Here is a 15,359-nt window from a genome sequence, read left to right on the forward strand (position 1 = left end):
TTTTATTTAACTCACTTTTTGTCATTTCGACGTAAGGAGAAATCTTCACAAGTAACTCCGTATAGAAATGTCGCCAATCTTTGTAGAGTTTCTTGCGAAGATCCCTCGTTCCTCGGGATGACAAGATTGTGTTTATATTTTCAATTAAAACTAACAGATTTTAAAAACATGTTAGGTCCTAAATTAACAACGAGTTTGCGTGAGGGATTGAGGCGGTATCCTTTTATGAAGCGGAGCGGAATAAAAGATATAGCCGAAAGCCCGACCCGGAGGGACACGCCCAAATTATTAATAAAACAACCAGTCAATAGCTGCTTTTTCTCCTGCATCTATATACCCAACATCACGTGGTGTTATGGTTTGATCTGCGTCAATGAAACCTAAAATCAATACTTTCCCTTTTCCTAAATCTAATTTATTCTCGCCCGGCTGGAACGTATACGTATGAATGTTTACACGAGGTAAATCTTTTAAATTCATTGCACTTGCCAAAATCACTTCGGCTTGACCGTGCGCATTACCTGCTGCATCTGTCTCCAAACTTGGCGGCAATAAAAATCTCTTTTGATCTGAATTGAAATAACCCACCACTAATTTAACCGCTTTTGTATTTCTAAACTTCAAATGTGTTCCTTTTTCGTTTTGATCGTTTTCTACAAATGAGAATCCTCTTAGGTTTTGAAGTTCAGGAGCAATTTTAGTTAATTCAGAAATATCTGTTCCGTACACTTTTGTTCCAGTTTTTACTAAATAAGTTCCCGGTTTTTCATCTATAAAAGTTACTTCTACTGGCTTCCAAGGTTTTCCTTCTTTAGTTTCTATTTTACCATCTTTTGAAGATTTTAACTTCTCTAGATTTCTTTTAAAGTTAGCCAATTCGCGCTCGTAATGTGGCAACAATTCTGCCCAAGTTTTGTTGTTTCCGTCGTCTCCTCCAATTGGGATTCGGCGTTGTGCAGTTTGCATACTATTCGCATAGTAATACGTATCTTTTGTCAAGTTTACCAATAACTCATAGTACTCAATACTTTTCTCCAAATGAGGCATTGCTTTGTCTAAATCGGTAATATCATTTGAATAACTGTATCTTAAAACCAATAAAGCTGCTTTTACTTTTTCTGAAAAGAAATCGGCGAAAGCCTTATAAGCATGAATATCATTTTTAAGACGTTCAAATTCTTCTTTATCTTTGGTTACACTTACTTCTGCTTTGTCGATTGCTTCAACAGCTAATCTTCCGTGTTCTGTAATTTCAGCAATAATCTGAGTTGGAAGTTCACCTGAATGTGATTCTTTGTTCCATTCTTTTTTAGCATATTCTAAAAGCAATTCACCCGCTGGTCCGCATGATTCGTGGAATCCTGGATAAACTCTCCATTTTGACGGATTGACCAACTGACTTTCGAACATTCCTAACAATAAAGTTTGACGGTTACCTTCTGTAATTCCGAAACGTCTTAATGTTTTTGGAGCAATTTCGCCTGTTTCTTCGTAAGCTTTTAAAATGTTATTTGCTGCTTCCTGAGAAGTTCCAAATTTCGCAGCTAAATCATTATCCCAAAATTTAACTTCTTCGTTTCGATCTCTTTTGCTGTCCCAAGCATATCTTGCCCAAGCTTTATACCAAATCCAATCACGATCCATTTCTAATAAACGTTCTCCTGATTTCGTTTTATCTGCTGAATATGGCCAATCCCAATACGAAGCTTGCGGATATAAATGCAGTGCATTTGCACCGTGAACGCTATGCATCGCTTTTACCGTTTTCTGGATAAAATCTGGCGAACCGTATCTAAAAGGTTCTAAATTAGCCAAAATATGAACGTTCTCAATATGAATTGATTTTAAAGCGCTTAACTGTTTGTGCGTTTCTCCCCAAGGTCCGCCCGGCGTGTAAGTCGTTAAAGATTCTCCTGTATATTTACTTTCTGTGTAAAGGTTTTTGTATAACGGAAGTGATTTTTCCATAACCAAAGGTCCGTCTGTATCGTGAGAACGCAAAATAATTGGCGGTTCTTCTGTTTTTCCTAATGCCTGTAAACCATCACGAACACCCGGAATAATAGTTTTGGTAAACCATTCTACATCATCATCAACCGTATTTATTGCTTCTCCAAGGCAAACCATTAATCCAACATTTGGATATTTTTCGATAAAAGCTGCAATAGATTTTCTAGTATAATCAGACAATAATGGCGTGATTGGTCTTGAACGATCTTGTGTTTTAATGTTGTAATGCTCTGCAAAAGGCTTAGAAACAATAATATTATAAAACATCTGAATTACCCAAATTCCTCGTTTATTAGCTTCAACGGTTAAGAATTTATAGATTTCTTCATTTTTTTTGAAATCTTCATCACTTACTTCTACAGCAAACGGATATTCTTTTAATTTCACCAAAGAAGCAAACGGATGTCCGTTCCATAAGTACAAAGAGTTCATGCGGTTTTCTACTAGCATATCCAAATACTTTACCCATAAAGCTTTATCATAAAACCAAGGAAAAGTTTCTGGTGTATACGGATATTCGTAAACATCACGACCTGGAAGATAAACGGGTTTCTGCATTCCGATGCAGGCGCCTCTCAAAACCATTTCTGGACTATCGTCAATATTGATTTCTGAAGGAAGTTTTCCTGAAGCTTTAATTTTATCTGTTAATTCTAAAGCGCCATACAAAGCTCCGCTTGCATCTGTTCCTTCAATATAAATTACGTTATTCTGAGTACGAATCTGAAAACCTTCTTTCTTTGTTAATTTGCTATCGTCGATTTTAGCGCTTTTAGCATTTTTCTTCCAGAAATCAGTTCCTTTTTCTCCAATTACAATTACTTTATCTTTTGATTTTTTGAATTTATCAGAAGATGTTACGCTGAATCCTTTTGCTGAAAGGGTTTCTGATAATTTCTCTGCTCCAAATTTTGCTCTCGGCGAACTCGGATCACTCACAACTGTGATGTTCTGCGCTGTCGCGAAAGAGACGTAAAGACATAAAAAAAGTAATTGTAAATATTTCATAGTATGCTGTTTTTGGGTATTCATTCTAAAAATAATCTGCTAAATCTGCCCGATCTGCGTGAAAAATATCTCTCGCAGATCTAGCAGATTCGGCAGATTTACAGTGAAAAATTGTGTTGTTTAACGATTACATATTCATCACTGTTTATTGTTTAATTCTGGAAAATCTTCTTCAAATAAGCTACGTTTGCTCCATAATTGGCTTTTACATTATGTACTTGCGTTACGTCGCGAGAACGTTCTACAATCAGCCATCCGCTCCATTTCATTTCATCTAATGTTGCTTTGATTTTTGGCATATCAATAGCTCTGTCATTTTCTAACCAAAACTGATCGGTATTTGAAGCGTGAATCTGCGCTACATATTTCTTTCCTAATATTTTCAATTCTGATGAAATATCTCTTTTATTATCTAAAGCATTCGCAAAATTGAAAGAGCTTTTAATGTATTTTGAACCGACTTCATCTAAAAGTTTTTTCTCTTCTGTCGCGTCTAAAGAGGTTTCAATTGCGATTACTCCACCAATTTTACCGACTTCTTTTCCTGCCCATTGCAGTCTTTTAATCACTTCTGGACGCAATTCTGGATTTTTAACTAAATCGGTTTGTGTTCCTAATGGAAGATACGCCACTTTTACTTTCATGTTTTTCATAGCCTCAATGCAATCCTTAATCATTGGTGTGATTTCTCTTGTGGCAAAAGACTGCGCATAAAATCCAGACATCGCAATCGAGCTGATTCCTACTCCAGTTTCTTTGGATTTATCTAAGAATTTTTGTCTTTCAACTGGGTCGCCTAATTTGCTGTCAAATGTTGGTCTATTTCCTAAACCTCCCATATCGAGTTCGATTCCGTCCGCTTTTATTTCAGCTGCTAAACCAAAAGCACCTAATTTTTGTCTTTTTAAAATCATCCAGTCGCAAACTGCAACTTTATATTTTTGCTTTTTATTGGAAGACTGAGCCGTTGCACAGCTATTGAATGTTGTTGATAGAACAACAAGTAGTGCAACAATTAAATTTTTATTTAGCTTCATGTTAATTGGTTTTACCATTAAGCCATTAAGGAAATTAAGCTTAATACTTTTTATTATTATCATTAGAAGATGAAAAAAATTAAGCTTAATGTTCTTTTTAAAGAATAAATAGATATAGCAACTTAACTTTCTTAATCTCTTAATGGTTCAATTTATTTTACTCTTCTTCGGCTTTTACTGCTGTAACTACTTTTCCTTCTTCGCCTGGCCAGATTCCGTTTTTGATTGGAAGCGCCACTAATTTACTTGGGTCAACTTTTACATATTTCAGTTTTTCTCTTCTCCAAGTGTACACGATATGCACCATTCCGTCTGAACTTTGAATAATTGAAGGATAAGAGTATTGGCTAATTTTCGAATCTTCTAAAACTAAAGCCGCATTCCAATGGATTCCGTCTTTAGAAACCGAAACGTTCAACGGCGTTCTTGGCCCTTTTGCTTCTTTTCCTGGAGGAAGAACGTGATTGTATACTAACAAATGTCTGCCGTCTTTAAGCGTTACAGCATCAGTTCCTGAATTGTTATTTGGAAGTCCGATTAACTCAACATCCGACCAAGTTTTTCCGTTGTCTTTTGAGAATGTGCTAAAAATAGCTCTATTTCGAGTTCTTCCAATAGCTTGAATACTTCCGTCTTTATGAAATAAAATACTTGGCTGAATCGCATTGATTTTTTGCTTTCCTCTTGGAAGCGTATCACCCATTACCCACGTTTTTCCGAAATCTGGAGTAGATTCCATACGAAGTCTCCAGCCGTCGCCTTCAATACTTGACGGACATAATAATGTTCCGTTGCTTAATAAAACTGGTTTATTTTTGATTGGCCCTAAGAAACCGTCTGGCATTTTTTGAGCCTCAGACCACGTTTTTCCTCCGTCAGACGAAGTTCTAATTACGCCCCACCATTCAGATGGTTTTGGTCCGATTTTGTAGAATAACATTAAATCGCCTCCTGGAATTTGATACAAAACCGGGTTCCAAGTTGGTAATCTTGGCCCTTCTTTCATCACACCGTCGGCAACTTTTACACCTTCTCCCCATTTATCACTTCCTTTTGGTTTAATGGCCACATAAATGCAAACATCAGGGTGTCTTTCATGAGTTCCTCCAAACCAAGAGGCAACTAAATCACCATTTGTAGCTTCAACAATTGTAACGGCGTGGCAAGACGGATAAGGCGCTTTATCATAAATAAATTCATCTACTAAAATTCCTTCTTTCCAAGTCTTTTTCTCTAAAGCCGATTTACAACTTCCTAAAAGGAAAAGTCCAAACAAGACAAATGCTAATTTTGCTAACTTCATTCTTAATTAAATTATGAATTATTTTTTTTGACTATAAATACATACCTAACATTTTTTTAGGTAAAAATATTTAATAAGTGTAAAAATAACACCAAAAAATTAACAATGTATCCTGTACTGTCCCGAATTATTAAAAATGTAGATTATTTAACGCTAATTGCAAAATTTCCTGACGAAAACGTTATATCCGAAATCACATTTATTTTTTTATTGTAGCAAAGTAATATTTCTAAGAGTTCATTTTTTGAGAAAAAAAAATTATTTCTTCCTAGGTAAAGTCTTTTTTTCATCTGCAGGAGGCAAAAAATTCTCATTTGTCACTACATTTTTACCTGTTTGCTGTTCCAGTTCAACTCGTGCATTTTTTGCCACTGCTCCACCCTTTTTGCTTGCCACTGCATTTTCGATTAATCCTTTTGCTTCATCATTTTCGGCTATTTGTCTTGTTGAAAGTTCAGCCAGTGCAGTAAAAATAAGTTCAGCCTCGCTCATGTGGTCTCTAAGATTTTGCGACTTTAAGCCTTTTGCTTCTTTATGTTCTTTCACTGAAAGACCAGTCCATTCCTGATGAATAATATTAGTTAGAATTGCAAATTCATTTTTCTCTTCAATACCCGCTTCTTTCCAATAATCAGTTAGTTTATTTCGGGTTTCCTGTCCCATCATGCGTTGCTGAATCCACTTTTCGCTTCTTCCATGTTGTTTCCAGTTTTCTCTTGCCCGGTCAATGCTTTGCACTGGATCTTGAATTTCCTGAATACGTTCATAACCAACTTTTGCTAGCCATTGTTTAAAAGGTTCAGCTTTAGGAGATGGAATGGATTGTACTATTCTAAAAATATTCTCAACGTTGCCTGCCAATGTTTTACGCTTTTTCCCATTAGTCAGCATTATTACCTGGGGACAATTTGTCCCTATGTAACTTCCAAGTTCAACATCTCTCTTTCTGATTTTTTTTAAATAATCTGTAGGGTTTTTAGAATCTGTTAATGCCTCAACAATATCCACTATAGAAAAATACCAAATTTCATTATCGGTATCGTAATGACTTCGTACTTTTTTATCTTCAAAAACTTTAATGGCATCCATAAATCACTTTTTACAATACTTCACAATAGTACGAAAAAACTTCTTTATTTCACACTCAAAACATAGGAACCCGATGGTAATGTTACAATAGTATTATTATCCTTTTTAATAGAAGTAGAAAACTGAGTCAACTTTTGCTTATTCACTGTTATTGCTGAAACATTCGTTGTTGGTAAATACACTAAAGCTGAAGCATTTGCAGGAATAGTAATATTCCAAACCAAACCTTTTTTATCTTTTTTCCAGTCACTTTTAATTGTTCCGTAAATCGATTCGTATGAAGCATTTACATAAGTTAATCCTGCATTGAAGTCAGGTTTCATGATAATTTGTTTGAAGCCCGGAGTTTCAGGATTGCTTTTGATTCCTGCCATATTTTCGTAATACCAAATCAGTAAATCACCTAAAAGCATGACGTGGTTTTGCGAATTCATTGCTGGATCGGCAGTGTTTCCGTTCCAAAGTTCCCAAATGGTTGTGGCGCCATTTTCGACCATATAACCCCAGCTTGGATAGGTTTTGTTTGAGGCCAGTTTGAAAGCCAAATCGCCACGACCAAAATTGGTTAATGTTCGCATTAAAAACTGTGTTCCAATAACCCCAGTGCTGACATGACCGTTTTTAGTCACTTCAACTTCGTGTACCAGATTTTCGAAAACTTTTTGCTGCAATTCTTCTGGAACCATTCCGAAAGTCAAAGGCAGTAAATTGGCTGTTACGGTATTATTGGCGTAATTATTTTTTGATACATTGAAATATTTAGCATTAAATGCCTTTTTGATTCTTGAAGCTAATTCGTCATAATGTTTAATATCATTTTCAGCATTAGCAATCACAGCAAACTTTTTCATGATGTTTAAAAGCTGATAATAAAACGCACTCGAAATCAATTCGCCATCAGTTAAACGAGAAGGATCTTTGGAACGAATTAATTCTAAAGATTCTGGCGGAACGCACCAATCGCCGTATTTGTCTTTGGTCATAATATCATCAACCAAATAGTTTTCTTCCATGTAATCCATCCATTTTTTCATAGACGGATATTGTTTTTCAACAACTTTCTTATCGCCAAATTGTTGATACAGCATATCAGCAACTGTAATATACGTTCCCGGCCAAGTTACGTTGTCGCCATAATAACGCCAGAAAGCTGGTGCAACATCAGGAAGTCCGCCATCAATAGTTTGTGAGTTTTTAATATCATCCAACCATTTTGCATACAAAGTCTGATTATCAAATAAGAAACTTTCTCCGTAAGCTCCCGTTGTTCTGTCTCCCAACCAAGGCTGACGTTCATTTCTCTGCGGACAATCGATTGGCATTCCTTTATAATTCCCGCTGATTCCCCACCAAGCGTTCTTAAAAATCTGATTCATAATCGGATTAGAAGAATCAAAAGTTCCTGTTGTGGCAATGTCATCATAAACGACTTTTCCAACGAAATTTTCTAAAGTAGGTTTTGTTTTGAAACCTGAAATTTCCACAAATCGAAATCCGTGAAAAATAAAACGAGGTTCCCAAACTTCTTCTCCTTCACCTTTTAAAGTATAAATATCAGTTGTTTTGGCATCACGTAAATTGGCAATGTATAACGAACCATCAGACTGTAAAGATTCAGCAAATTTCATTGTGATTTTGTCACCCGCATTTCCTTTCACTTTCAATTGTAACCAACCCACCATATTTTGCCCCATATCTAAGATATAAGTTCCTTTTGGTGTCTGTTTGATCGAAATAGGTTTTACTTCACGTTTTACCTTCATATTCGCCGACATCTGTCCTTCGTAGAATCCGCCCGGTTCCTGAACATATTCTACAGAAAGCCATTTTTTATCATTAAAATTAATGGTATTCCAGCCTTTCATTTCTTTACGGGCATCATATTCCTCTCCGTCGTATTCGTTGTTGGATAAAATCGGTCCGTCAGTTGTGATTTTCCAAGTATCGTCGGTTCTAATCACATCTTTGCTTCCGTCCGTATATTCTACAAACAACTGCAAAGCCATTTTCGGATACCCAAAAGTCTTGATTTTATAAGGTTTGTAATCTTGACGCATCGTAAAAAAACGTCCGTTTCCTAAAATCGTTCCCAACGCATTTTTACCTTCCTGCAATTGCGAAGTCACATCAAAAACATTGTATTTTACATTCTTCGTATAATCTGTAGGAACTGGTGCTAAAACCTGATCTCCAATTTTATTTCCGTTAATGTATAGCTCGTACAAGCCCATTCCCATGATATAAACTTTGGCACTTTTGACTTTCTTTTTCAAGTCAATTTCTTTTCTTAAATATCTCGCTGATAATCTAGAATACTGCGAAATACTATCTCCTGGAGAAGTTTTTTCATAACCAATCCAACGCGTCGATTTCCAATCTGCATAAGTCAAAATTCCGATACTGAAATGTGCTGTTTCTTTTGATTGAACTTCTCCTTTATTGGTAAAAACCGTTACTTTCCAATAAACATCTTGTCGGTCTTTTGTTTTTTTTCCATTATAAATTACATTTACAGATTCCTCGCTTTGTACCTTTCCACTGTCCCATAAATCTGCGTTTCCTGCATTTAATTTTTCTAAAGATGAAGAAGCTAAAATTTGATAATGAGTTTGTTTTACATCATTTATTTCTGCTTTTATTTTCCAGCTCAATCTTGGCTGTAAAACATCAATTCCTTCAGGATTGGCCAACATTTCGCATTTTAAATCACTCACAATGATTTTGGTTTGGGCTTTCGCCGAAATTGTGAAAAGTGAAATGATTAAGGTAAGATGTAAAAAAAACTTTTTCATTATTTTATTTTTAAGCTTTTGGCTTTATTTTTTTGTTTCTCGCAGATTTTGCAGATTGAACAGATTATTTTACTCTATTTTTTAAATCTCCTAAATCTGCAAAATCTGCGGGAGTAAATTATCCTCATTTTTGTCATTTCGACGAAGGAGAAATCTTCGCAAGAAACTCCACAATCTAAATCGATAATCTTTGTCGAGCTACTAACGAAGATTTCTCCTTCGTCGAAATGACAAACTAGACAGTTAAATACTTAAATTATTCAGAAACCAACTTCTCCAATCTCTCAGAAACTGCAATTTCTTTTCCATTCTTAAAGATTCTAAAACCTTTACCTTTTTTATATTTTTCTCCCGTTTTATCCCAAAGAATCGTAATGATATTTCCGTGATATAAAACATTATCCAAACAAAACCAATCCCATTTTTCTTGTGGAATCAACGGATTTACTTCAATCTTTTCATCTGCTCTCGGGCGTAAACCAATCAAACCTGTAATCACCAAATCATTGAAAGTGGAGTGATTGTAGTAACGGCTTCTTTCTCTGTCGCCCATTAACCAATAACCCGTTGTTTCATCCAAATACTCGCCAAGATAAGGTTTTCCCCTATAATATTGCGACTGAACATACAATTCCATCTGTTTGAAATAATCAGGTTTGGCTACAAAATTCTGATTGTAATTATTCAAAACATTAGCTAAAGCCGTTAAGGTCTGTGAACTTGCAAAAGGCCAAATTGCACCATCCCATTCGCAGGTTCCTGTTCCATGTGTTCTAAAACGCGGACTTCTTCTTTCTGCTGTTGTTAAACCGAATGGAGCCGAAAATCCTTTTTCATCCTTAATCTGTTCCCAAGCTTTTTCAAAACCTTTATTTTGCTCTGGAAGATTAAAATACCACGGAATAAACCCGATTGCTTCTCGAACTTGTGCTAAAGTATCTTTTTCTGTTAAAGTTTCAAAAAAATCACTTTTCTTATTCCATAATTTTGTTTCTACTAATTTTTGCAGAACATCAGCTTTCGCTTTGAATTTGGTTTCTGTTTCTTTATCACCTTTCATTTCAGCCATTTTAGAAATCGCTACAGCGTTTCCGTACATATAACTGTTAATCGTTGGTCTTGCATTTTGCACTTTTCTTCCTCCGCTTAAAGATTCTTCCATTCCATCTTTTACATCATGCTGCCAAAACAAACCATCTTTGCGTTGACGATCTTTTTCCCAAACGGCATAATCGGTAACCATGTCTGGGTACAAATCCAATAAGAATTCTTCATCTTTATTTACCAAATAACGATTATACAAAGCATCCGCTGTCCAACTGCTGAATTTATACAATTTATTCATCGGTTTTCCATCATTTCCTCTGTACCAAAGTTTCACATCCTGCTCGATATATTTCGGATCATGAACCCATCTGAATTCGTTAATATGATGCCCCAACGCACAACTAATCATATTGTATTTATCAGCATACGAACGATCAACCAAGAACTCGGTAATTGCAAATCCTTGTGGAGTATTTTTAATATGCTTTCGAACGCTCCACCATCTGAAATAATAAATCTCCTCAAAATTCTGCTGTGGACATTCAAACAACGGAATATTCTTTTCCATCCAAGCCCAAGCGCTGTCATTCGGAATCGCAAATTTTAAGTTTTCATCTTCCATCGTATTGAAATAATCAACATAATGTTTAAAGTTTTTTTCTTTTAAAATAACCGATTTTCCTTTTTTAGAATGTTCCGCAGTCGATTTGCAACTGCTGTTTATACAAGCGATTACTATTGAAAGTGTTATTATTTTATGTTTGAAATTTGTCAACATTTAAAATTCAATCTTTTTAAGTTAAACCATGTAAGTAATACAAGTTCAATTAAATTTTCCTTTATATTTTCTTATATCACTTATATGGTTTTAAATATTTTTAATTCCCAGTAAAAGTATACGTCTGCCCTGCTTTCATATTCACATCGTAAATATTATAATTTGGCAATTGTACTTTAGGCAATTTTGCTTCTTTAGAAATAATCGGTTTTTTCACTTCTACATCATAAAACAACGGATTCGGATTTTTTCCTTTTGCTTTTTTTAAAGAAGAGCCTTTCAGCGTATTTTGTACTTTTAATCGACAGTTTCCTCCAATTTTCGAGTAAATTTTCAACTCCGAAACTTTATTATTTTTCCAGGTCATATCTATTAGAAAACCACCTCTGGCAACCAAACCTTTTATGCTTCCATCTTTCCAAACCGTTGGCAAAGCAGGCAATAACTGAATCGCATCTTCTTGACTCTGCATTAGCATTTCGGCAAAACCAGCTGTACATCCAAAATTTCCATCAATTTGAAATGGCTGATGCGCATCTAACATATTCGGATACGTTCCACCACCTTTTCTTTGATCTGCTGTTACCAAATGTAATTGATCCTGAATCAATTTATAAGCGTGATTTCCATCTAATAATCTCGCCCATAAATTCACTTTCCATCCCATTGACCAACCTGTAGATTCGTCTGTTCTATAAATTAAAGATTGTTTTGCCGCTTCAAATAATTCAGGTGTTTTAATTGGCGAAATCTGATTACTTGGATACAAGCCATATAAATGCGAAACGTGTCTATGATTATCTTTTGGGTTATCCCAATCATCCTGCCATTCCTGCAGCTGATTGTGTTTTCCGACTTTCATTGGTGGCATTTTTGCCAAAGCATCACTTATTTTTTTCACATAAGCTGCATCAGGAGAAACCAAAGCCGAAGCTTCCATAACATGCGTAAATAAATCAAAAACCAACTGATTATCCATTGTTGTTCCCGATGCAATTGTTGCTTTTCCTGTTCCGCCTGCGTGTGTGTTTTCAGGAGAACTTGAAGGAACAACAACTAAATATTTTGTGTTTGGATCTATCACCATGAAATCCAAAAAGAAATCAGCAGCACCTTTCATAATTGGATAAATTTCTGCTAAATATTTTTTATCACCAGTATATAAATATCTTTCCCATAAATCCTGACAAACCCAAGCGCCACCCGTCGGCCACATTCCCGAAGCTGCTGAATCTACTGGAGCGGTTACACGCCAGATATCGGTATTGTGATGCAGAACCCAACCGCTAGCATTGTACATTGTTTTGGCAGTTTCTCCACCAGTTACAGCCAACTCTTTTGCCATTTGTACAAAAGGCTCGTGCATTTCCTGCAAATTGGTTACTTGTGCAGGCCAGTAATTCATTTCGGCATTGATGTTTGTGGTGTATTTACTGTCCCAAGGCGGAGTGACCATATCGTTCCAAATTCCTTGTAAATTGGCTGGCTGTCCGCCTGGCTGTGAACTTGAAATTAAAAGATAACGTCCAAACTGGAAATATAAAGCAGCTAATTGCGGATCAAATTGTTTCGAGAAATCTCTGATTCTTTCGTTTGTTGGTTTCTTTGTCAATTCGTTTGAACCTAAATCTAAAGTAACTCTGTTGAAGAATTTTTGGTAATAGTCAACATGCGCTTTCTTTATGGTTTCAAAATCTTTTACTTCGGCTTTAGTTAAATAGTCTTTGCTTTTTGCAATTTCATCTCCCGAAATATCCTGATAGTTTTTGAAGTTGGTTGCAATCGAAATGTATAAAGTTACTTCATCGGCTTTGTTGATGCTTAAAACGCCGTTGCTTGCATCAATTTCACCGCCTTTGTTTTTAGCTGTTAATCGGCCTTGAAATTTTACTTTTCCTTTTACACCTTCAAAGTTAGTTCCAACTCCAGAAAGTATAATCTGGTTTCCTTCTGTCGAAGCAACCGTTTTATCAATCGGACTGTTCATGAAAACATTACAAGTAATCTGCCCTGGTTGACTTGCCGAAAGTTTCACTACAATAACTTGATCTGAAAATGCAGTCAGAATTTCTCTTGTAAATTCAACACCGTTTACTTTGTATTTTACCTTCGCCGTCGCATTACTGATGTCTAAATCACGATAATAATCCGTATATTTTTGATGTCCTGCGAATGAAATATACACGCTTCCAAAAGTCTGATACGGCATTCCGTCATTGGTTTGCGACATAATATCCTGTGTTGCCAGATCCTGCGCTTCATCAAATTTTCCATCAAAAATTAACTGACGAACAATTGGAAGTGCTTTTATTGATTTAGTATGTGCATTGCTGTTTGGAGAACCTGCCCAAATCGTTTCTTCGTTCAACTGCAAACGCTCTACAGCTGGGTCGCCAAAAACCATTGCACCTAAACGTCCGTTACCTAAAGGCAAGGCTTCGTTCCAGATTGAGGCTGGTTTATCGTACCAAAGTTTTAGGTCGCTGTTGCTTTGCGCTGTTGTAGCGAAGGAAACAATTCCGAAACAGAGGACTGTAATTTTATTTCTTAAATTCATATTTTATACTTTTTAGGCAAAGCCCGAATTGTTTTTTTAACCGCAAATTGCACAAATTATCACAAATTCATTTGTTTTGAAATTTTACGAATCCTGCAAGGTTTACAAAACCTTGTAGGTATTATTTCTAATCAAAACCCAAATGTTCTTGAGTTACGAGAGCGCGTGAGGGATAGAAGCTGGCTACCAAAGTAGCGCGGATAGCCCGACCCGATTTGCGAAAGGGGGCGAAATGAGCGGTTACAAAATTGCCCCCTTTTTCAAATTGGGTCACGCCCAAATATTACTTCTTAACCTCGTAAACTTTCAGATTTTTTTCTCCAAACATTTCATATAATTTGTTGATGTCTTTTAAAGCATTTTTCGGTAGTTTTTCACCTTTATCTCCAAAAACCAACAACTTCTCTTTTGGTTCAATGACACAAGTCGATTCGTCGATTTCGCCTTTGTCGTTCTTCACTTTATTCAAATCTAGATTTAAATATTTCGCCATAAACGGATACAAAGCCATACGTTTCGAGATTCCGAAATCGTGTCCTTCTTTTGCAAAATGTGCATTTTCGACTAAATCTTTCTTTCCGTACAATTCATACGTTCTTTGGATAAAAGGAAATTCCAATTCCGGAACTGCCAATGTCCAATCTTTTCCATCAGAGACAATCAATTGCGGTTTTGGTGCCATCATCGCTGAGATTTCGGCATTGTTTGTTCCGTTTCCACATAAGTGAATTCCGCGTCCGCTTTCGCATGGACAACCGCCTGAGAAATGAGACGAAACCATTACAACTGGAGCTGAAACTTTCACTCGATCATCAATAGCCGCTAAAAACATCGTATGCGATCCTCCGCCAGAGCCACCTGTAACTCCAACTCTTGTCATATCAGCATTCTTAACCGTTTCTAAATAATCCAATAAACGAATTCCGGTTAAAACCTGAACTGTAGATGCAATACTGTTTCTGTGTGTTTCTTCTGGAAATTGCAATAATGATTCTCCCCAAGCAAATAAATCGTAACCTACCACAATAGCTCCCATTTTTGCCATCATGGCACAACGGTACTGCTCATCTTTTCTATATCTTCCGTCGCCAAAATGTCCGTCAGGAGTTAAAATAACTGCTGTTTTTTTATTTAACGGATATGGTTTGTAAATCGATCCTGTCGCATAAACACCAGGCAAAATTTCCAATGCAATATTTTCGACACTGTAATCTTTGTAAATTCTTTTTGGAGTTAAAAGTGGTTTAGATTTTGGTGTAGGGGGCGCCTTATCCAAACCAAATGATTCAATCATACAAGCTTTTAACTCCGTTTTACGTTTTTCCCATTCTTCTTTCGTCGAGTAAAGACTTTCTAAGTAAAACAAACGTTCTTTTCCTTTATCTACCGAAACTTTATGGTTTTCATACTTGCGTATGATGTAGGTTCCATCGGGTTGTTTAAAATACATCAATTCAAACGGCGCTAGAATATTAGTCAGCGAAAGTGGCAGATTTCCAGGTTCAATTCTCCAATCGGCGTAATCCAGTTCTTTTCCTTTTAATAAACCTCTGTCATCGTTGATTGTAACGTTAAAAATCGTTTCGATTTTTTTAAGCGTTTCTGATACAGGCTTTCTAAAATTAGTGTCAGAAGTGCTTTGCGCATTGGCAAATGTCAAAGCAAAAATGGAAACTAAGAAGATGTATTTTATTTTTTTCATTTTAATATTGTTGTATGTTGGTACACGGATGAAACG

The 15,359-nt window shown here is 36.0% G+C and carries 8 protein-coding genes; all 8 read right to left on the minus strand.

Annotated features, from left to right (window positions below; all coding sequences use genetic code 11):
• Positions 1-288: 288 nt before the first annotated feature.
• Positions 289-3,018, minus strand: a complete 2,730-nt coding sequence (locus PQ463_RS08735; RefSeq protein ID WP_274257311.1) for an alpha-d-galacturonidase — start codon at positions 3,016-3,018, stop codon at positions 289-291.
• A gap of 152 nt (positions 3,019-3,170) precedes the next feature.
• Positions 3,171-4,055 carry a sugar phosphate isomerase/epimerase family protein gene (locus PQ463_RS08740; protein ID WP_274257312.1) on the minus strand — a complete coding sequence of 295 codons (885 nt, stop codon included), beginning with the start codon at positions 4,053-4,055 and terminating at the stop codon, positions 3,171-3,173.
• Positions 4,056-4,212: 157 nt separating this feature from the next.
• Positions 4,213-5,358 carry a sialidase family protein gene (locus PQ463_RS08745; RefSeq protein ID WP_274257314.1) on the minus strand — a complete coding sequence of 382 codons (1,146 nt, stop codon included), beginning with the start codon at positions 5,356-5,358 and terminating at the stop codon, positions 4,213-4,215.
• Positions 5,359-5,616: 258 nt separating this feature from the next.
• Positions 5,617-6,447, minus strand: coding sequence for a BRO family protein (locus PQ463_RS08750; RefSeq protein ID WP_274257316.1), 831 nt, complete (start codon positions 6,445-6,447; stop codon positions 5,617-5,619).
• Between the two features lie 44 nt (positions 6,448-6,491).
• On the minus strand, positions 6,492-9,239 hold the full coding sequence (locus PQ463_RS08755) for a glycoside hydrolase family 78 protein (RefSeq protein WP_274257317.1): 2,748 nt from the start codon (positions 9,237-9,239) through the stop codon (positions 6,492-6,494).
• 256 nt (positions 9,240-9,495) lie between these two features.
• On the minus strand, positions 9,496-11,064 hold the full coding sequence (locus PQ463_RS08760; RefSeq protein WP_274257320.1) for an MGH1-like glycoside hydrolase domain-containing protein: 1,569 nt from the start codon (positions 11,062-11,064) through the stop codon (positions 9,496-9,498).
• A 100-nt stretch (positions 11,065-11,164) separates the two neighbouring features.
• Positions 11,165-13,621: a glycoside hydrolase family 95 protein gene (locus tag PQ463_RS08765; RefSeq protein ID WP_274257322.1), complete on the minus strand. Its 2,457-nt coding sequence runs from the start codon at positions 13,619-13,621 to the stop codon at positions 11,165-11,167.
• A 283-nt stretch (positions 13,622-13,904) separates the two neighbouring features.
• Entirely contained in the window at positions 13,905-15,323 is a 1,419-nt protein-coding gene (locus PQ463_RS08770; RefSeq protein WP_274257324.1) for an acetylxylan esterase, read from the minus strand.
• Positions 15,324-15,359: the final 36 nt, after the last annotated feature.

Source organism: Flavobacterium sp. KACC 22763 (genome assembly GCF_028736155.1).
GTDB lineage: Bacteria > Bacteroidota > Bacteroidia > Flavobacteriales > Flavobacteriaceae > Flavobacterium.